At 56.1% G+C, this 19,285-nt stretch carries 18 protein-coding genes; 5 read left to right on the top strand and 13 right to left on the bottom strand.

Going from position 1 to position 19,285, the window contains the following annotated elements:
• Positions 1-489 precede the first annotated feature (489 nt).
• The 6 genes from K0H81_RS17465 to K0H81_RS17490 all read right to left on the bottom strand — a co-directional run bounded on the left by K0H81_RS17465 (position 490) and on the right by K0H81_RS17490 (position 7,760).
• Positions 490-3,720: an efflux RND transporter permease subunit gene (locus K0H81_RS17465; RefSeq protein ID WP_220059155.1), complete on the bottom strand. Its 3,231-nt coding sequence runs from the start codon at positions 3,718-3,720 to the stop codon at positions 490-492.
• Between the two features lie 12 nt (positions 3,721-3,732).
• Positions 3,733-4,968 (bottom strand): efflux RND transporter periplasmic adaptor subunit, encoded by a 1,236-nt coding sequence (locus K0H81_RS17470; RefSeq protein WP_220059156.1) that lies wholly within the window; start codon positions 4,966-4,968, stop codon positions 3,733-3,735.
• 81 nt (positions 4,969-5,049) lie between these two features.
• Entirely contained in the window at positions 5,050-6,360 is a 1,311-nt protein-coding gene (locus tag K0H81_RS17475) for a TolC family protein (protein ID WP_220059157.1), read from the bottom strand.
• A 211-nt stretch (positions 6,361-6,571) separates the two neighbouring features.
• Positions 6,572-7,003: a hypothetical protein gene (locus K0H81_RS17480; protein WP_220059158.1), complete on the bottom strand. Its 432-nt coding sequence runs from the start codon at positions 7,001-7,003 to the stop codon at positions 6,572-6,574.
• A gap of 141 nt (positions 7,004-7,144) precedes the next feature.
• The gene (locus K0H81_RS17485) at positions 7,145-7,327 is read right to left on the bottom strand and encodes a DUF3012 domain-containing protein (protein WP_011867156.1); all 183 of its coding nucleotides are present in this window, start codon (positions 7,325-7,327) and stop codon (positions 7,145-7,147) included.
• 49 nt (positions 7,328-7,376) lie between these two features.
• Positions 7,377-7,760 (bottom strand): SpoIIAA family protein, encoded by a 384-nt coding sequence (locus K0H81_RS17490; protein ID WP_011867157.1) that lies wholly within the window; start codon positions 7,758-7,760, stop codon positions 7,377-7,379.
• Between the two features lie 112 nt (positions 7,761-7,872).
• Between K0H81_RS17490 and arfB the strand changes: the two genes are divergently transcribed.
• The 4 genes from arfB to accC all read left to right on the top strand — a co-directional run bounded on the left by arfB (position 7,873) and on the right by accC (position 10,697).
• Positions 7,873-8,283: an alternative ribosome rescue aminoacyl-tRNA hydrolase ArfB gene (gene arfB / locus K0H81_RS17495; protein ID WP_220059159.1), complete on the top strand. Its 411-nt coding sequence runs from the start codon at positions 7,873-7,875 to the stop codon at positions 8,281-8,283.
• Between the two features lie 116 nt (positions 8,284-8,399).
• Entirely contained in the window at positions 8,400-8,852 is a 453-nt protein-coding gene (gene aroQ / locus K0H81_RS17500; protein WP_220059160.1) for a type II 3-dehydroquinate dehydratase, read from the top strand.
• 6 nt (positions 8,853-8,858) lie between these two features.
• Positions 8,859-9,290, top strand: a complete 432-nt coding sequence (gene accB / locus K0H81_RS17505; RefSeq protein WP_220059161.1) for an acetyl-CoA carboxylase biotin carboxyl carrier protein — start codon at positions 8,859-8,861, stop codon at positions 9,288-9,290.
• Positions 9,291-9,344: 54 nt separating this feature from the next.
• Entirely contained in the window at positions 9,345-10,697 is a 1,353-nt protein-coding gene (gene accC, locus K0H81_RS17510) for an acetyl-CoA carboxylase biotin carboxylase subunit (RefSeq protein ID WP_220060888.1), read from the top strand.
• An 86-nt stretch (positions 10,698-10,783) separates the two neighbouring features.
• Here accC and K0H81_RS17515 read toward each other — a convergent pair whose 3' ends face one another.
• The 4 genes from K0H81_RS17515 to K0H81_RS17530 all read right to left on the bottom strand — a co-directional run bounded on the left by K0H81_RS17515 (position 10,784) and on the right by K0H81_RS17530 (position 16,029).
• The gene (locus K0H81_RS17515) at positions 10,784-13,981 is read right to left on the bottom strand and encodes an HD domain-containing phosphohydrolase (RefSeq protein ID WP_220059162.1); all 3,198 of its coding nucleotides are present in this window, start codon (positions 13,979-13,981) and stop codon (positions 10,784-10,786) included.
• 80 nt (positions 13,982-14,061) lie between these two features.
• Complete coding sequence (locus K0H81_RS17520) at positions 14,062-15,114, bottom strand: MJ1255/VC2487 family glycosyltransferase (protein ID WP_144202609.1); 1,053 nt, start codon at positions 15,112-15,114, stop codon at positions 14,062-14,064.
• A gap of 25 nt (positions 15,115-15,139) precedes the next feature.
• On the bottom strand, positions 15,140-15,670 hold the full coding sequence (locus tag K0H81_RS17525; protein ID WP_220059163.1) for a phosphatase PAP2 family protein: 531 nt from the start codon (positions 15,668-15,670) through the stop codon (positions 15,140-15,142).
• Positions 15,671-15,774: 104 nt separating this feature from the next.
• The gene (locus tag K0H81_RS17530) at positions 15,775-16,029 is read right to left on the bottom strand and encodes a YgjV family protein (protein ID WP_011867165.1); all 255 of its coding nucleotides are present in this window, start codon (positions 16,027-16,029) and stop codon (positions 15,775-15,777) included.
• Positions 16,030-16,364: 335 nt separating this feature from the next.
• On the opposite strand from K0H81_RS17530, the gene rraA reads away from it, so the two are divergent.
• Positions 16,365-16,850: a ribonuclease E activity regulator RraA gene (rraA, locus tag K0H81_RS17535; RefSeq protein WP_220059164.1), complete on the top strand. Its 486-nt coding sequence runs from the start codon at positions 16,365-16,367 to the stop codon at positions 16,848-16,850.
• Between the two features lie 598 nt (positions 16,851-17,448).
• Here the strand turns inward: rraA and K0H81_RS17540 are convergent.
• The 3 genes from K0H81_RS17540 to K0H81_RS17550 form a co-directional block, all read right to left on the bottom strand.
• Positions 17,449-17,808 (bottom strand): hypothetical protein, encoded by a 360-nt coding sequence (locus K0H81_RS17540; RefSeq protein ID WP_220059165.1) that lies wholly within the window; start codon positions 17,806-17,808, stop codon positions 17,449-17,451.
• A 90-nt stretch (positions 17,809-17,898) separates the two neighbouring features.
• Entirely contained in the window at positions 17,899-18,180 is a 282-nt protein-coding gene (locus tag K0H81_RS17545; RefSeq protein ID WP_220059026.1) for a barstar family protein, read from the bottom strand.
• Between the two features lie 97 nt (positions 18,181-18,277).
• Positions 18,278-18,697 carry a hypothetical protein gene (locus tag K0H81_RS17550; RefSeq protein ID WP_220059166.1) on the bottom strand — a complete coding sequence of 140 codons (420 nt, stop codon included), beginning with the start codon at positions 18,695-18,697 and terminating at the stop codon, positions 18,278-18,280.
• Positions 18,698-19,285 lie beyond the last annotated feature (588 nt).

The following is a 19,285-nucleotide window of genomic DNA, read 5'->3' on the forward strand; positions in this document are numbered from 1 at the left end:
CAGCCCAGATATGACCCAAGCCTAAAAAAACCGAATCAAACCTACGCATTAGTCGCTAAAACTTAACACATTTCACTTGAAACTTACAGGAAGGAAAGATTTTATAAGAGTTAGGCGCCAATAAAACCTCTAGCCATTAGTTACACATCAAATCAAATTGGCATTAAAGGCTCATGATAATGCCTAGATTAATGGTTTCTTGACGACTGGAGATTGTCCCACGAAGGGCATGTAGATAAAGAAAGCTGTGTGCCGTCCAATAGCAAAATGTACAAACAAAAAAGCGCGGCGTCCTGCCGCGCGTGCTCGCTAAAGGGCACTCCCCTTTGCAGCCTCTCCCCACAGGTTAGGAATAGCGAGAGACAGAAAAGAAGACTTCTTGTGCCCTAGAGCGTCACCAAGGAGACGCAACTGCGATGGCAAACTGAAAACATCGCGGCCTCCGGCCGTCCCAGGCCCCATCGAATCACTTGGTCTTGGTGCAACAAACTAATCTAAGGCTTCCAGTTCCTTGTCAGCCTTAAGCGCCTTGATCTGATATAGCCAGCGGTACAGGGTCGGCAACACCAGCAACGTCAGCGCGGTAGAGCTAAACAGGCCGCCTATGATCACCACCGCCAGCGGCTTTTGGATCTCGCTGCCCACACCGCTAGACAGGAGTATTGGGATCAACCCCAGCGCCGAGGTCAGTGCCGTCATCAGCACGGGGCGCAGGCGTCCCACTGTGCCTTCATACACGCTGGTGTAGAGGGCTTCTCCCGAGGCGCGCCTCTGATTGATCGAGTCCACCAGCACCACGCCGTTAAGCACCGCTACCCCAAACAGGGTGATGAAGCCGATGGAGCTAGGCACAGACAGATAGGTGCCGCTGACATAGAGGGCCACCACGCCGCCGATCAGCGCCAGCGGCACGTTGGCCATGATCAGCCCCACCTGCTTGATGGAGCCAAAGGAGAAGTAGAGCAGCAGGGCGATCAAGGCGATGGAGATGGGCACCACCAGCATCAGCTTCTGCTGAGCCCGCTGCTGGTTCTCATACTGACCGCCAACCACGACCGTATAGCCCGGCGGCAGATCCGCCTGGGGTACCATGGCGTAGATATCCTTGACCACAGAGCCCATGTCGCGTCCCGACACGTTGGCCTGCACCACCACCCGGCGCTGCACATCGTCACGGCGAATATTAGGCGGCGCCATCTCAACCACCACATCGGCCACCTCACCCAGGCGCACGGTGGCACCATTTACGCCACTGAGCATCAGATCCTCCAGCGCATCGGGCGCGCTGCGATATTGACTGGCCAGACGCACATTAATGTCGTATCTGGCGTTACCGTCGATCACCTGCCCAGCGCTGACACCACCAATGCCCTGGCTTACCAGGCTCATCACCTCATCGACGCTGATGCCATAGCGGGCCAGTAGATCGCGCTTGGGACGCACCACCAGCTGGGCCTCGCCAGACACCTGCTCCAGGGAGACGTCGACCGCCCCCTCGATACCCGACACCAGCTCGCTGAGCTCCTGTCCCTTGCTGGAGAGCACCTCGAGATCCGGGCCAAACAACTTGATCGCCAGCTGGGCCTTCACCCCTGAAAGCAGCTCATCGACGCGGGTGGCGATGGGCTGAGAGAAGGTAAACAGCAGGCCGGGGAAGACGCTCAGCTTCTCTTCCATCTTGCGCTGTAGCTCAAGACGGCTATTAGCATGTTCCCACTGCTCGATCGGCTTGAGGCCGATATAGATCTCTATGTTGCTCACAGGCTCAGGGTCGCCCCCCAGTTCCGGGGCACCGATACGGCTCAGGGCATAGTCGACCTCGGGGAAGGTCATCAACATCGCCTCGAGTTTAGGCGCCACATCCAATGAGGTGCTCAGGCTGGCGGTTGGCGCCAGGGTCACCCTCAGGTTGATGGTGCCCTCCTCGAGCTCAGGCACAAACTCGGTACCTAGCCTTGGCAGCAGCGCCATGCTAATAGCAAACAGGGTCACAGCCGTCAGCAGCACCAACTTGGGCCTGCCCATGGTGGCACTAAGCAGGTGACGATACAGGGCCTCAACCGGCTTGAGTACCGGGCTCTCCCTCAGGGTCACGCCACGCTTAAATAGATAGACGGCAAGGGCCGGCACGCCGATCAGGGCGACAAACAGCGCCGCCACCATGGCCAGGATGATGCTCATCGCCATGGGTTGGAACAGCTTGCCCTCTACCCCTTCCAGGGCAAATAGCGGCGCAAACACCACTATGATGATGGCGGTGGCGAAGAAGATGGGGCTACACACCTCCTTGGCGGCCAGCATCACCCTCAGGGCGATGCCGCTGCGCTCTCCTTCCTCCCGACCATCTTCCTCGCCGTGGTAGGGGTCACACTCACCCGAGGCTCGCGCCTTGGCTTGATCGAAATGGCGCCTGTCTGGCTGGGTCAGGTGCTTGAAGATGTTCTCCACCATCACCACTGAGCCATCCACCAGCATTCCGATGGCCACTGCCAGCCCGCCGAGGGACATCAGGTTGGCCGACATGCCAAAGTAGGCCATCACCATCAAGGCCAGGCCGATGGAGACGGGGATAGAAAGCAGCACCAACAAAGTCGCGCGCAGGTTCACCAGAAAGAGCGCCAGGATCACCAGGATAAACACGAAAGCCATCAAGAGGGCATCGCGCACCGTCTCTACCGCCTTGTTCACCAGATCTGCCTGATCGTAGAACACCTCGAAGGAGACGCCCTTGGGCAGGGCCTGTTCTATCATAGCGGTGCGGGCCGAGATATCGTCAATGGTCGCCTTGGTGTTGGCCCCCATACGCTTGAGCACCACGCCGGCAACCACTTCCCCCAGCGCCTGTGGCGTTCCAGCATCGTCGCGGCGGGTCATGGTTACCGCGCCCACACGGATCTCGGCGCCAAAGTCCACCTTGGCGATGTCGGCCACCCGCACCGGCGTACCGCCTGCCTCTGTGAGTGGGATCTGGGCGATCGCCGCCAGGCCAGCTTCACCCGCGGGCAGCAGGCCGTAGCCGCGCACCACCAGCTGCTCCTGCCCCTGATCCATAAACCAGCCACCGGCGTTGCGGTTATTGCTCTCCAGCGCCTGGGTCACCTGGGCCATAGAGAGGCCATAGCTGCGCAGCTTGTTGGGCTCTATCTGCACCTGATACTGACGCACCTCGCCCCCGAAGGAGAGCACATCGGTCACGCCCCCTACCGGCATCATGATGAGTTTCACCAGATAGTCGTTGAGGCTCCTTAGCTCGGCGGCATCTATGCCGGACTCAGGCGTGGCCCGCAAAATGTACTGATAGATCTGTCCCAAGCCTGAGGTGTTGGGGCCTATCTCGGGCACACCCACCCCGTCAGGGATCATCTCCCTGGCGGCCTGCAGCTGCTCAAACACCTGTTGGCGGGCAAAGTAGATATCTGTGCCCTCGGCAAACACCACAGTCACTATGGAGAGGCCGGTGCGCGACAGAGAGCGCACCTCGGTCACCGATGGCAGGGCATACATGGCCGACTCCACCGGGTAGCTGATCAGCTTTTCCACCTCCTCGGCTGCCAGCCCCTCGGCGGCGGTGTTGACCGTCACCTGCACATTGGTGACATCGGGAAAGGCATCGAGATTGAGCTTAGGTAACATGGCGACACTGGCTACCACACCACACAGCAGCGCCAGGGCCACCAGAAGCCGATTGCGTATCGCGCTATCGATAAGTTTCTGAAGCATAAGGGCTACCTCTTAGTGGTTGTGAATGTCGAAGCCTGACTTGGCCTGCTCTGACGCCAGGAAGAAGGCGCCCGAGACCACTACACGCATCTTGGGGCTCAGCCCCTGCACCAGGTTCATGCCGCGTTGGCGCTCACTCACCTCGACCTCGACGGCCTCAAAGCCATCCCCCTCTTCGACAAACACCTGCCAGTCACCGTCACCGCCGCGGGTCAGCGCCGCATCGGGCAAGATCACTCCATCCTGGTTGTTGTCGGCCAGATAGATCTCGGCAAACTGACCGGCGTGGAGCACGTGGCCCGGATTGGCGAAGGCCACCAGGATCTGCTCGGTACGGGTAACGCTATCGATCTCATGGGAGCGGCCGATCACCTCGGCCTCCAGGCTAAAGTCGCCCACTTTCACCAGCGCCTTGCTGCCTACCTTGATCTGCTGAGACTGGGTCGGCGTCACCTGAGCCTCGACCCAGAGGTGAGACTCGTCGGTGAGCTGCATCAGGGCGGTGCCACCGCTGAACACTTGGCCTTTCATGGCCACATCCTGCTGCACCCTGCCATCGAGCGGCGCCAGCAGCTGATAGCTGCCGATCGTCTCGGGATCCGACTCCAGCGCCTTGATCTGCGCCGGCGTCATCTTGAGGGCGCCGAGTATGGCGCGCTTGAGTTCGGCATCCACCTGCGCCTGCAGACGGCGGCTGGCACTCACCGCGCTCTGGCTCATGCGTTTAACACGGCCCCACTCGGCCGCGGCATTGATGTAATCCGCCTGGGCCTGAGCCACGGCTGCGCCCCCCAGAGTCAACAGGGGCTGGCCCTTAGTGACCTCCTGTCCCGGCACCACATGACGCGCCAACACCCGCACATCCAGCTGGGGCGCCAGGGTCACGGTGCGCTCTCTGTCCACCACCAGGGTGGCCGTGGCGACTGCGGCTAGGCTAAAACCTTGATTGGTGACCTGCTCCACACGGATCCCCGCCAGCTGACGCTGCTCCTCGCTGAGCACTAGCTCGCCGCCATGAGCTTCTTCGTCGCCCTTCTCTCTTACCTGTTCTTGGGCCCGCTCTCTTTCCTTGTCGTGAGCCAGCTCTTGAGACACTTGCACCCTGGCTAACTCTGCTTTGTGATCATACCCCTCGGCGCCGAGAGCAACCCCGCCCACGGCCGTCATACTCATCAAGACGCCGAAACCCATGGCCCGCATCAGTGGGCTTAGCTGTAGAAAACATGTTTTATTTGATTGATTCTTCATACTTTTCACCTAAATTCTTTATCCGATTTGCTGAAATCCGCTCGCTAAAGTCTGCTCGCTAGCTTTAGCGCCTTAGCGCGACTAAACGCCTTCGCGGCCGAGTTGACGCTGCAGATAGTTCTCGAGCTGACCGCTCTGCCCCATCCAGTCGAGCCAGCTGCGATAAAGAGCGCTCTCGAGGGAGAGGCCAGCCAGATAGCTGTTAGCCAACTGCCTCTGTCCCTGCAGGTAGTCGCTGGTGCTGATGTCGCCCGCACGCCACTGCTGTGACAGGGCATCCTGCACACCGGCGCCAGAGGTGAGCACCAACTCACGCCACTCGCGGTAACGCTGCTGCAGCCTGGGCAGGCTTAGGTGAAAAAGTTTGGCGGCCTGGGTGAGGCTACGTTCACGGGCCAGATAGTCTTGCTCGGCGATGGCAACCTGGGTTCCGGCCGCGGCCTTGGCCTCGCGATAATCGTTGCGGATCTGAATCGGGATCGACAGCCCCACTCCCAGCTTGTTCTCCTCGCCTTCACGCTCGGCGCTCAGGCTGATACTGGGATCGGCGCTGGTGTCTGCCGCCACCTGCTGGCTGGCCAGCTTGGCCATCATCACCTGCTGGTAGGCGCCGGCCAGCGCGGGCAGATCCGGGCCGACCTCCTGACTGGTGTCGACACTGAGGGCGCCGATAAACTCGGCGAAGGGCAACTCCAGCTCGCCAAAGCGGCTGAGCACGCTGGCATCGGCGGCCAGCGAGGCCTGCTCGGCACTGGCGTGATCCGCGGCCTTACTGGCCAGATCCAGCTGCATCAACTGCAGCTCGGCTTGTGACAGGGCGCCCGCCTCCAGCTGCTGCTTGGCGATGGCTGCCTGCTGTTTAGCGCTCTCTAGCAAACGTCCCTGAAAGGCGAGTAATTTCGCCTGCTGCGCCTGCTCCACCAGCGCCATCAGGAGTTCGCCATAGAGCTGACTGCGGGCCAGACGGTTGTCGGCCAGCAGGATCTCGGCCTCGAGCTGAGCCACACGTGTCGCCACCCCGCGCTTGTCGCCCCAGTCCAGGGTCTGACTCACCTCCAGGGTATAGGTATCTTCGCTGGCATTTTGGTAGCTCACCCCCAGCTCAGGGTTATAGACGGGCCTGTCGGCGGCCTCCACCAACAACTGGGCCCGACGCACCTTGGCTTGCTGCGCCTGGATCTCGGGCAGTTGATTCACCTTGCTCATCAAGGGAGCAAGCCAGCCCTTAAAACCTGTCTGGTCTATCTGTGCCAGCAAGGGAGCCGGTGCCATTGAGCCGCTTCCGGCGTACTCTGGCTGGGCGAACTCTGGTTCTGTGTACAAGGGCTCGGCGAACAGGGGCGCGCCCCATATCCCGCCCAATAATGCGGTGGCGATTAAGCTTTTTCTCATCGCAATTCCTAATCTTAAGGATCAGGTGTCTCTGCTGCCTGCCAAGGCAGGTTTAACCTTAGCCAGGCAGGCCATGCACAGCATCGACCCGCGGCAAGATAATTCACCACGGCCCAGGGCTGACAGTTAACAGAGAACGCCCGATAAAAAACGGTAACCCAACAGCGCCCGCGCCATGCACTGGGCCTGAAAAGGCATTATTTTCAGAAGATTAAGAAAGGTAGATGGGTGGGCGATAGGCCGCTTGTTGCTCTGGTGGCAGGTAGTGCAATCTGGCGCTCGCGGGCTCATCGCTCACGGGCACAGAAGGGGTCAGGGCCAGCTGAGACACTAAGGTCACGTGACCACCATGACACTGGCAGTCGAGGCAGAGATCGAAGGTCTGAGTCTCTGTCTTGCTGATCTGGTGTTGATGTGGCGTCTCTAGCTCGGGCTCATCGAAGGCGCATTGGCAATCGACACATTGAGCCAGGCTCACCACTTCGGCAGTAAACTGCAGATGGGGATGGGTTTCGCTCTCCTCTTCGTGACTGCCAAGATGCAACTGATGCGCGCCAAGATTGGCCCCTGCAAACTGCAGTGCGACCACGGCTATCATCATCAAGGCAATCTTGTGAACCAGTTGTCGAAAGAAGAGACTCAAGCAAACTCCAAAGGGGAAAAAGCGTAAAAAGGTCTAGTAATCAGACTCAAGGGGTGGCAAATAGTTCCACGGCTACCGCTAAATTAACAGGAGGTTCCTCCTGTCATGCCAGCCAGATCACACTTGCCACCCGCTAAGGAATTACTTGAATACACAGTGCTTGGTGTAGTCGGCGGCTTCGTTAGCCGTCCAGTCGCCCTTAGGCTTATCTTCCATCTGCTTACACCACTTTTCGCTACCAACCTCGGGAGCACAACCAGAAAGTGACGCCATCAGAGCCAGGGCCAGTGCAGCGGACGTCAAAGAGAGTGAAGATTTTAACATGAAGATATTCCTTTAGGAGGTCAGATAATGTTGTTCCCAGTCACCGAGCCTAAGACTCGCGCACCAGTGGACAACTCAACTTAGCGGTGATCCACTCGATAGCCTGGGGCTTATCCTCGAGAGCATACCACGCCACCTCCCCTTGCATAAAGGGGCCCATGAGACGCACGGCGTTACCAAACCAATCGGGCCCGCCCACCAACACCAAGGCATCGAACCTGGGCAGTTGCAGTTCACCCACGCCCGAGAGTGACTGGCTCTCCCAGCCTTCCAGCAGCACGTCGGCCTCGATATAGAGGCACACCTTACCCGAGGCCTGCTGATATTCCTCAATGATGGGGACTATCTTGTTGCAATAGTCCTGGGTCGACAATCGCCCGCTGGCAAATAAACTGATCACCCCATTGGTGATATCGGCGATTTGACATAACATACTCACACTCCGAGAAGGCGCCTAATTTGGCGACCATTTTGCATCATTTTGACTAGCCAATGATACAGGTCTAGATCAAATAAGCCGAACATGCCGACAAGCGAGCCCTCAGTTGATAAAGATCTCTCAGCGCGTCCAAATAGCCGATAACGAACTGGAATGGCAATTCATCCGCTCCAGCGGCGCCGGTGGCCAGCACCTCAACAAGGTCTCCACCGCGGCTCAGCTGATCTTCGACATTCGCCAATCCTCGCTGCCGGAGTTTTACCAGCACCGCCTGCTCGCCAAGGCAGACCACCGCATCACCAAGAGCGGCAAGATCATCATTAAGTGTCAGGCCAGCCGCAGCCAGGACGCCAACCGTCAGACGGCGCTGGAACAGTTTATCGCCCTGGTGGCCAGCGTCGGCCACACCGCCAAGAAACGTGTCGCCACCAAGCCTACCAAGGCCAGCCAGCGCAGACGGGTCGATAGCAAGAAACAGCGCGGCGCCACCAAGGCCCTCAGGCAGAAGCAGTTCTAATCCGTCCTCACTCTTTGCCTCATCTTGATTTTTGTTAACGAGACGCCAAAATCGCCGATAAGTGTGCTAAGTTGCAGGTATCTGACTTAAAAGACTGAATCCATAAGGTGTTGTGCATGAGTAAAGCGGTGAAAATTCTCCTGGTAAACGGCCCCAACCTCAACCTGCTGGGTCGACGCGAGCCCGGCCACTATGGTCATCACACCCTGGCGCAGATCGTCGAGCAGCTTAAGCTACTCGCTGCCGAGCATGGCGCCAGCCTGGATCATATTCAGTCCAACGCCGAACATGAGCTGATCGACGCCATCCATCAGAGCGACGCCGACTTCATCATCATTAATCCGGCGGCCTTTACCCACACCAGCGTGGCCCTGAGAGACGCCCTGCTCGGCGTCGCCATCCCCTTCATCGAGGTGCACCTCTCTAACGTGCACGCCAGGGAGGCCTTCAGGCATCACTCCTACTTCTCAGACAAGGCGGTCGGCGTCATCTGCGGCCTGGGAGAACAAGGCTATCGCTACGCGCTGGACTCGGCCATTGCCCGCGTCAGAGCCAGCCAGGAGAAGTAGCCTGTCATGGATATTCGCAAGATAAAAAAACTGATCGAACTGGTGCAGGCATCGGATATCACCGAGCTGGAGATCAAGGAGGGCGAGGAGTCGATTCGCCTCTGCCGCCAACCAGCCGCCTCGGCTAGCGGGCAAAAGGCTGGCGTCACTCTCGTGAGTTCCCCCGATGCAGGAGAACCGTCCGAGCAGGAAGATTATGATGAGGAGACGCTGCTGCGCTCCCCCATGGTGGGCACCTTCTATCTCGCCCCCGCAGTCGATGCCGTCCCTTTGGTCAAGTTGGGTCAGCGGGTCGAACAGGGCGAGCCTGTCTGCATCATAGAGGCGATGAAGATGATGAACCAGATTCAGGCGCCTCACGCTGGAGTGGTAACCGCACTTATCTGCCAGAGCGGCGATGGCGTCGAGTTCGATCAGCCTCTAATGGTGATCGAATAATGATGATCAAATAGAGGCAAAACCAAATTCCAGGAGGCTAGGGTGACAGCTTTGATGCGTCGATTCGACAAGGTCCTGGTCGCCAATCGCGGCGAAATTGCCCTGCGCATCATACGCGCCTGTCGCCAGCTGGGCATCAAGACGGTCGCCGTCTACTCAAGCGCCGACAAAGATAGCGGCCACCTGAGGCTCGCCGACCAGCAGATCTGCATCGGCCCCGCCCCCGCCAAAGAGAGCTATCTCAACATCGCCGCCATCTTAGGCGCCGCCGATCTCGCCAGGGTCGATGCTATCCATCCGGGTTACGGCTTCCTGGCTGAAAACGCCGATTTTGCCCAACAGGTGGTAGATAGCGGCTTTCACTTCATCGGCCCAGAGGCCGACACCATACGCCTGATGGGCGACAAGGTGAGCGCCATCGCCGCCATGAAGGCCGCAGGCGTGCCAACCGTGCCTGGCTCAGACGGCCTGCTCGGCGATAATGAGGCCCAGAGCCTAAAGGTCGCAGCCCAAATCGGTTACCCGCTGATCATCAAGGCCACCGCAGGAGGTGGCGGTAAGGGGATGCGGGTCGTCGAGAATGAGGCCCAGCTGCTTGGGGCCATCGCACTCACCCGCCAGGAGGCCGAAGCCGCCTTCGGCAACGGCGGCGTCTACCTGGAGAAATATCTCACCCGGCCACGTCATATCGAGGTGCAGGTGCTCTGCGACCATCAGGGTCATTGCATCTCACTGGGCGAGCGTGACTGCTCGCTGCAAAGAGCCCAGCAGAAGGTGATTGAATCCGCTCCGGCGCCAGGGTTAACGCCCGAGCAGCGCCAGCAGATAAGTGAAAGCTGCATCAAGGCCTGTCAGGCCATCGGCTATCGCGGCGCCGGTACCCTGGAGTTTCTCTATCAGGATGGCGAGTTCTACTTCATGGAGATGAATACCCGCATTCAGGTGGAGCACACCATCACTGAGATGGTGACCGGAGTGGACCTGTTAGTGCAGCAGCTGCGAGTTGCCCAGGGCGAGTCGCTCGCCTTACAAGAGTCGTTAATTCAGCCTCAGGGCCACGCCATCGAGTGCCGCATCAACGCCGAAGACCCCGCCAGCTTCGCCCCCTCCCCCGGGAGAATAGACAGGCTCGTGGTGCCTGGCGGCCTGGGGGTGCGCTGGGAGTCCCACCTGTCCCCCGGCGCCAGTGTGCCGCCCTATTATGACGCCATGATCGCCAAGTTGATCGCTTGGGGCGACGACAGAGCTCAGGCGATTGCCCGCATGCGCACCGCGCTGGATGAGCTGGTGATCACTGGCGTTAAGACCAATGTGCCCCTACTCAGGGCGCTGCTGGCCGATCCTAAGGTGCAGCAGGGAGAGACCTCGATTCACTACCTGGAAGAGATCTTCTTGCCTAGACGATAAGTGCCTGGAAGCTACCTTTCTACCTGAAAGATGAGTATCCAGGCTTCCTCCACGCGCTAATGCCAACAACCGCTAATGCCAACAAGCTAAGCTACCAGATATTTTTCGATATCCACCTCGTCTATCTGCTCCGGCGCCAGATAACGCTCGGCGTACTCCAGATAGATGCCGCTGGTGAGAAACAGCTTAAACACCTCACCATCTACATGCTGGTCCAGCACCATCTTATGCAAAATATCGATGGCGACACTCAGCGGCTTGGCCTTCTTGTAGGGCCTGTCGGCGGCGGTGAGCGCCTCGAAGATATCCGCCAGCACCAGGATGCGCTCGGGTATCGACAGATCCTCGCCGGTGAGTTTTCTGGGGTAGCCGGTTCCCTTCAGCGTCTCATGATGGGTGGAGGCGTAACGGGGTACTCGGGCCAGCTCTGGCGGGAAGGGTAGGTTCTCCAGCATCTTGATGGTGCTGGTAATGTGCTGATTGATCTTGAACCTGTCCTCATCGGTCAGGGTGCCGCGAGAGATGCTGAGGTTATAGATCTCGCCCTGATTGTAGAGCGCTTCGGGTACCGTCATCTTGATGCCAAACTTAGGATCGAACAGCTCGGGGCGGTGACGGGCGATCACATGCTGGGGCTTATCGGCCAGCAGCTGCTCTGTCACCGGCAGACTGACCTCGGCGGAAAATTCAGGGTGATTCAGCTCCTCCACCGGCGACAGGCCGAGACGATCGTCGAAGTGACGCTGCCAGGTGATTTTAGCCAGGGCCTTCAACCTGTCGATATCGGCCTGCTCCATAAACTCGCCGCCCACGTTGGCCCCGGCGATAAAGGCGAAATCCTCCGTCAGCTGCTCGCGGCGCCGCTCAAGCTCAGCTCTATGCTCGGACTCATGTTCTGGATCTGCCTGGCACTGCTCGAGACAATGGATCTCGGCGTCGCGCCACAGCACCTCGAAGCGCATGCGCACCTCATGGATGCGGTTGTAGATCAACTCCAGCTTGCTGCCCTTATCCACGATATGCTCAGGCGTGGTGATCTTGCCGCAGTCGTGGAGCCAGGCGGCGATGCGAAACTCCCTGTGCTCATCGGCGTTCTTGAAGCGAAATTCCTTGAAGGCGGGCAGATCCGACTTGGCCGCATACTCGGCCAGCATCAGCCCCAGCTCGGGCACCCGGTTACAGTGACCTGCGGTGTAGGGAGATTTGTCATCGATCGCCTGAGCGATCAACTTGATGAAGGCGTCCATCAGTGCCTTGTGATCCTGCTCGTGCTGGCGAATCGACTCGGACATATCCACCAGGGAGATCGCCAGCTCATCGATCTCCTTGATGTAGGAATCCACCTTGGTCACCTCGTCATAGCGGCGGTACTTCACCTTGAGATTTTCCAGCGCCAACAGTTTTATCGGTGAGATGATGGGAGAGGCAAACACCCAGGAAAACGGCAGCGCCAGCAGCAAGCAGAGGCCTGTGATGGCAATCGACTTCTTCACCTTATCCAAGCTAGAGGCCAGCAGCATCTCCTGGGGCACCAGAATGGCAAAAAACTCCTGCTCGGCGGCGTGACTTCCGAGCGGCGAAACATAGACAAAACTGGGCTCGCCATTGAGCGTGATGGCGACAAGCTGCTTCTGCCGCCCGGGGTCGTCGGCGAGATCGATCAGCGCCTTGTAGGGCACAGTGCCCTGCACATTAGCCGGGGCCACCTGCTGCCCCTCGGCAAACCATTTGTTGCGTAGCGCCCGCACCTGTTCTGGGCTGATCTCGGCGATCGCCCTGTCGATCAGCGCGATGACGTCGGCGTTCTCCGGGTGCATCACTATGCTCAGCCCGGCGTGAATATCGATGGGGGCGTAATCCAGATCCTCGTGAAACTGTAGATCGTCGATAAAGTACTGCTGCGCCGTGTAGTGCAGCACTATGCTGTTATCGATGGCCGCATACACCCGCCCCTCTTTCACCGCCTGCAGTATGCCCCGGGTCGATGACACCTCGACCACCTCGATCTCGGGAAAATACTGTCTGATGATGGGGATGATCGACCAGCCCTTGGGAATGGCCACCCGCCTGCCCGTCAGCTGGGCCACATGCTTTATCGGCGCCTGATCCAGCCCTGTCACGGCGGCGAAGGGCATGGTCAGAAAGGGCTGACTAAAGACCCCAAGCGATTGATTCGCCTCGCTGTTCAGCACAGAGTGCAGCAGGTTGATCTCCCGCGCCTTGAACTTGTCGACAAATTCCGGCCAGGTGAAGCCATTGTTGTAGTTGATGGTTAGCCCCGTCATCTCGGCCACCAGATTAAGCACGTCTATGCTGTAGCCCATGGGGCGACCGGCCACGGCAAAATCGATCGGCGGCCAATCGGTCTCGTTAGAGGCGATAAGCGCCGGGGTATTGGCCACCAGCGCCTGCTCCTCTGGGGTCAGGATCAGCGGCTTAGCCATGGGAATCTCCCCCTGAGTCGCCTGCAGACGATTGGAAGCTACCAGGGCACCACTGGCGCGGTAGACATAGACCTCGCGCCCATCTTGAGTATCTCCCCTTCCCAGCTGCGCCAGATAGTCATCCAGGCTCGACAGGGCCACATCCACCGCCAGCACGGCGTCGCTACCCGGCAGGCGGATCGAATAGGTGATCCCCGGCGCCTGCAGGTTCTGAAACAGGTAGGGCTCTGTCTTAAACACCTTGTCAGGGCGGGCGTCGATAAACCAGGGGCGGATGCTGGCGTCGTAATCCGTGGGCTCCATTCGGCTGGCGCGCTGATTAAAGTCGGCGTCTAAGTAATGAAAGGCGCGGATACGCCCCTGACCCTTACCTTGAATGCTGATGATCACCCAGCGATCTTCCAAGGAAGCCTTGAGCTGCCGTCGCACTATAGGATGGGCATCGAGATTCACCAGCTCGAACAGATCCCCATCAGGGCTGCCGAGATAGATGGCGTAGATAAACCTGGCCGAGCGCATCGCCTGGCTAAACACCTGCTTGGCCTCTTGGCTCAGCCCCATGGTCGTGTACAGGCCCTCGAAGTTAGCCACCAGCTTAGTGGTGTTGATCGCCTGGTTGTCGAGCTGATTCAGGTAACTGCCTGTGCTGTCGGCGCTCTGATTGTAGAGCTTGAGGCTGGCCTCGGTGGCCAGACGCTGGCTGAAATAATACTGCAGGCCGATGGCCACCACGGCCGTGAACAGGGTGGCGATGATAAAGGTGCCCACCACGGTAACGCGTATGGTAAGCCGCTTGGGTTTGGCTAAGGTGAGGCCCAGCATGCGGTGTCCTTTTCCCATGAGTATCCGACCCAATGAGTATAGTCAGAGATCCGCATGCCCCACGCTTAAAGTGAATTAACTCCCTAAAAAATCACAGATTAGGGGCTTTTCTTGCGCCAGGACTCGGGCAACTCCACCTGCTGCCACAGCTCCTGACACAGCTGCTCTCCCTGATGCCAGTTGCCCTGCTTGATCCAAGTCACTAAGGCATCGCCCACTTGAGGATAGTCGATAGGCTCTGGCTTGGAAGCCCGCAGCCAACGCTTAACCGCTGCGGGGTCGAGCCACTTCATGCTCTCGGCGGCGCCGAGCAGTTCCAGCGCCGCCACATTTGACAGCTGCTCGAACTGACCGTGTAGCGGCTTCACCAGCAGCTTCTTACCCAGGGTTAGCGCCTCACTCGCCAGCTCGAAACCGGCGCTGGCGATCACCCCGCCGCACTGGGCCAACCTGGCCTTGAAGCCCTCACGGTTAAAGCCAGACCAGATCACATTGTCGGCGCACGCCGCAGGCGCGCCGGAGCCGTGAAAGACATAGAAGCGATACTCGCTAAAGTCTTTGAGCAGCTGATGAATATCTTCGGGCGACTCGAACGGCAGATAGACCAGAATATCGTGGGAGTTATAGGCCACCGCCTCGCTCACCTCCACGAAGGGTGGCAGCAGGGGGAAGCCGAAGTGGTGCCAGTGGCAGCCGAGCGCTCTATCGACCGGGGCAAAGTAGTTGAGCAACATCTGATTAAACCAACCGTTGCCCACCTTAGGCACATCATATTGCAGCGCCGCCTGATGGCTCACCCCGATAGAGGGCACCCCCTGAATGCGCGCCGCCCAGGCAGATACGGGCTCGAAGTCGTTAAGCACCAGGTCGTAACCGCTGAGATCCAGGCCGCGTACGTCCTTCACCAGGGCGCTCACCGAGTTCTGCAGCGCCGTCTTGGCGATGCTGACGCAGCCATTTTGGGTCGCGAAGGTTAATCCGGCCTGGGTGCGGTACTCGCCGAAACACTGCATGTCGAAGTAGCGCTGACTGTCACGTCCCGAGAAGAAGAAATCGACATCGACCTGCTGATTTTTAAAGGCTTTTGCCATGACTCTGGCACGACTAAGATGGCCATTCCCTGTGCCTTGCACACCGTAAAGAATACGCATGTTTGTGCTGACTCCTGCTAGTGATTTATTGACCGACGAGAGGTAATGCCAGGTAGCAACTCGTCACGCCCAGAAGGGCACCAGCCAGAATATCCAGCGGGTAATGCACGCCCAAGATGATACGCGAAACACCGATAGCCGTGGCCCAAGCGAAGGCGAGCCAGGCGAAAGTGGGATAACACCAGGCGATGGCACTGGCCATCACGAATGCCGCAGCCGTGTGGCCCGATGGCAGGCTGAACTTGTCTGACGGCTCGAAGGTCAGCATCAGACCGTTGCCGCCGGGCAGCGACTGATGGCAGGGGCGCGTGCGCCGAATGCTGTTCTTCAGCACCAGATAGAGAGGCAACTCTATGATGAAGGCGGTGAGCGCCGCGTTGAACAGTGTCTCGCCGCGCCCATCGAGCAGCAGTAGGAGCACACACAGATAGAGATAATATGGTCCGTCGCCCGTGGCCGAGATGACTCTGGCCTTAGGATTTAGACGGTAAGCCACGCCATAGGCGTTGATCGCGGCAAAGGCTTGACGATCTAGCTTAGCTAAGGTCTGAAACATAAAAGGCTCCGGATCATGATGATATGATCAGGAGCCTAAAAACTCGCTATGACGCCTAGGTGACATCTAGCCTAAATATTTATGACAGCAAAGCTCAGCAGGCACTAGGCCTCGGCGGTTTTACCCACCTGAGTCTTGGCACGGAACAGCTTCACTAGGTGATAGACGTTGATACAGGCAACAAAGGCATTCATGCCGGCAACCGGCCAGGCCGAGATGTAGATCCCGTAGATCACAAACAGTGCACAACCGGTAAAGTTAAGACATCTTAGCCAAACTATATCTTTCATCATCAAAGAGATAGCCACCATTACTGAGGCGGAATAGCCAATTAGTTCAATTGTGTTTGAAGCTTCCATAAGGCACCTTCTTAAGGCCCTCTGCCATCCATAAGCTAACTGGGGGATCCGTGCCCCTAAAGCAAGTTAAAGTTAAGTTAATCGTTACTGCCTACATGCTAACAAATTTAGCCCCAGCTTGTAATTAAAATACGTTATTTAATGACCTTGGTCATGTTTTTTGCACAATAAGAAAGCAATGTAAGAAAGATTACAACAAGTTAGCCAAACGCCGCTATTATCGCCAATAGCGTGAGTTATAACGCTTTTCTTTTTAAGAATCCCTTATATACTGGCTGGTAACAATATATTGCTGATTTATCCCAGTAAAATGCCTCTCTACAGGAGTATGACTTATGGAATACAACACCTCAGAACTTTGTGACACTTACATTGATGTGGTCGATGTTGTTGAACCCATGTTCAGTAATTACGGTGGTTGTAGCTCTTTCGGCGGTTCAATTAGCACCATTAAATGCTTCGAAGACAATGGATTAATCGCTGAGGTTCTGCAACAGGATGGTGAAGGCAAAGTACTGCTGGTCGATGGTGGCGGATCTCTGCGCCGCGCCTTGGTCGACGCGAGCATCGCCGAGATCGCCGTGGCAAATAACTGGGAAGGCATTATCGTTTATGGTTCGGTGCGCGATGTCGACGCACTGGAAGATCTGGACATTGGCATCCAGGCCCTGGCCTCTATCCCTGTGGGCGCAGACGGCCACGGCGTGGGCGAACTGGAGATCCCGGTTAACTTCGGCGGCGTCACCTTCCTGCCGGCCGACCATATCTACGCCGACAACACAGGCATCATCCTGTCACCCGAGCCTCTAGATATCGATTAAGCTGATGCCCGAAATGGCTTAATGATTTTGGCTTGCCTGTTTAGGCTAGATAAGTTAGCCCTAGCCTGAAAGCAAAAAGGACGACCATGAGTCGTCCTTTTTTGTGGCCTATCGATGGCCACCCATCTCTCACTGTAATCAATAGTTATGTCGAAATACCTTCGGCCAGTAAAGAACAGCGTTATCTTTTTTGCCTCAAACTAGCTTGATGTTTAAGAGAGAGCTTTAAACCATAGCTTTATGATGTATCAATTGCCTGCGGCAGGCTTATGTGCAGGTACTGCTGAGGCACGCTGTAGACCCATCCCTGGGCGCTCTACGATTTCATCCCTGAAATCGAAGGCCTCAGCCGCACCTGCACCCGAATTCTCCATCTCTTCGATTTGACCTTAATGGATATCCAAAACCCTTAAAAACTATTTTGTTTTTGGACATTTCCGAGTTAAGGCCTTAACGCTAACTTGTCAGTTTCGGATAAAAATTTCTATGGGCTAACTTTCCGATAACGGGCGCAGGCACGAGGGGCATAATGGCGAAGCCACCCCGCGTGTATGCGTCCCAGCGAACGAAGTAAGCGAGTTTATTGACTTGTTAGCAGTCATGCCGATTTAAACCTCCATTTTTCAATTTTTGGAGGTATGAAAGCAACTAAAAAAAATAAAAGGGCAGAAACGTACTCGAGTGAACTATCTTCGGATACGCCAAATCCTAGTTCAGGTAATATAACTTGTGTAAACAAGCCAATAACAACACCTAGGAAAAGCAAAGTTTCCCAATGAATTTTCGTAGTTTTAGATAAACGCCGTCCAAGTAAATAGCCCAAGGTTGGCAGAAGGTCCATGAAGATAGAAAAGGCGATGAGAAATATGTATTGGCCACTAGAAAGCTTATCTTCCATTGGTATGCCAAGAAGAATAAACAAACCAACAATTGCATTTCCTAAAAATAAATAAAGCATAAAATTCCTTTTGACTGCTAACGCCCAAAGCAGCGGCGCGCGTTAGCGCGTCCAGCCCGCAGGGCGATGCTGCCTTTGTTTGTTATGTTTTTATTCCGAGACAATTTTAATGCCTCTGTTTTCTGCAACACCTTCATTGAAGATGGCGAGTACTTTTAGCTGAAATTCAGCCATATGTTCTGGAGCGGTACCTGTATTGATACTATGAATTGTATATGGAGGTTCAATTGAGTTTATATCCCCAGTAACCACACTATCTGCCAGGGCATCAAGGTTTCTCCCGTGCCACTCTGGCGCTTTTACCTGGGGGAGGAACATGTTGTAGAAATCCTCCTCTTTCTCAATTTTTTTCCAGTCAACGAGTATCTCCATGATTCATCCTGAAACATAACGCTTTGCTAAGGGGCTGGCGCCACATGCCAGTCCCATGGAGCCAGCCGAAGCTGGCGTAGTAAACTTGAGCAACTGGTTATGAAGCCAACCTCGGAATCCAGTACATTACTTTGGTTACACCATCATTTTCAATTACTTGAGGATGTACCGAAAAAGTCATTATTCTCGATTTAACTGCATCGACCCCAAACGTTCTTACGCATGGTGCGATAAACCATTTATTAAAACTCGGATCATTCTCAATTAGTGATGCAAAAACCAAATCATCAAACAGTGCTTTAGGTACAGGATTTACCTTTTCAAGTAGCTTTGCGACAAACCATTTTTTACTGTCATGAGTTAAAGCCATTGTAAACCACGCTAAAGCCTCAGGATTATCCTTCGGAAAATTACAAGCAACCTTACCTATCACTTTTTGAATTGCCTGATGACCGGCACTTTTTTCTTTCACCGATTTTGCTTGGACATATTCTTCGTAAAGAGACTCTAGGTTCATCAGATACCTTTGGCTTCATAACAACTTATTAGTGAGACCTTGCAAGGTACGCTACCTTGTATGGTAGGAGACCAAGCATGTAAATGAATGGGGTCAGAGTAAACTTTTGAGGGCGTTGGTTGGCGCATGGTGGTTGACTTTTCCTTCCCTGAAAGACGTAGTCGATGTTTGATTCGAGTTCGCCTAGCTCTGTCCTTAATTGGTTACACATTAAGCTATTGATCAGGCAGCAATCAACATGTTCAGTCACATTTTCGCGCGTTTTTTATTAAAAAGAATAGTTTGTCTCAATATCATCTAAGTAAGGCGAAATCGAAGAGACGTTGGATACCCAGTGTAAACACGATTTTGGCCCTCGGCGGCAGGGAAGCCGCCGTGGAGCGTATAGGGACATATTCACAGCGTGCCAAAATAGTGTTTGCACATAAGCCCACCGCAGGTGATAGGTTGCCATGAAGGTACGACCTTCAAATTGACTCAACAAATGAAAACATCACCAAACACGACTAATCCAAAAAACTGAAATTTGTGCAGCCCACAAAAAAATCAAACTTTTCTAAATTTTATCCATTAAAATTACCCCACCTT

Origin of the sequence: Shewanella halotolerans (assembly GCF_019457535.1) — a bacterium.
In the GTDB taxonomy this organism is placed as follows: domain Bacteria; phylum Pseudomonadota; class Gammaproteobacteria; order Enterobacterales; family Shewanellaceae; genus Shewanella; species Shewanella halotolerans.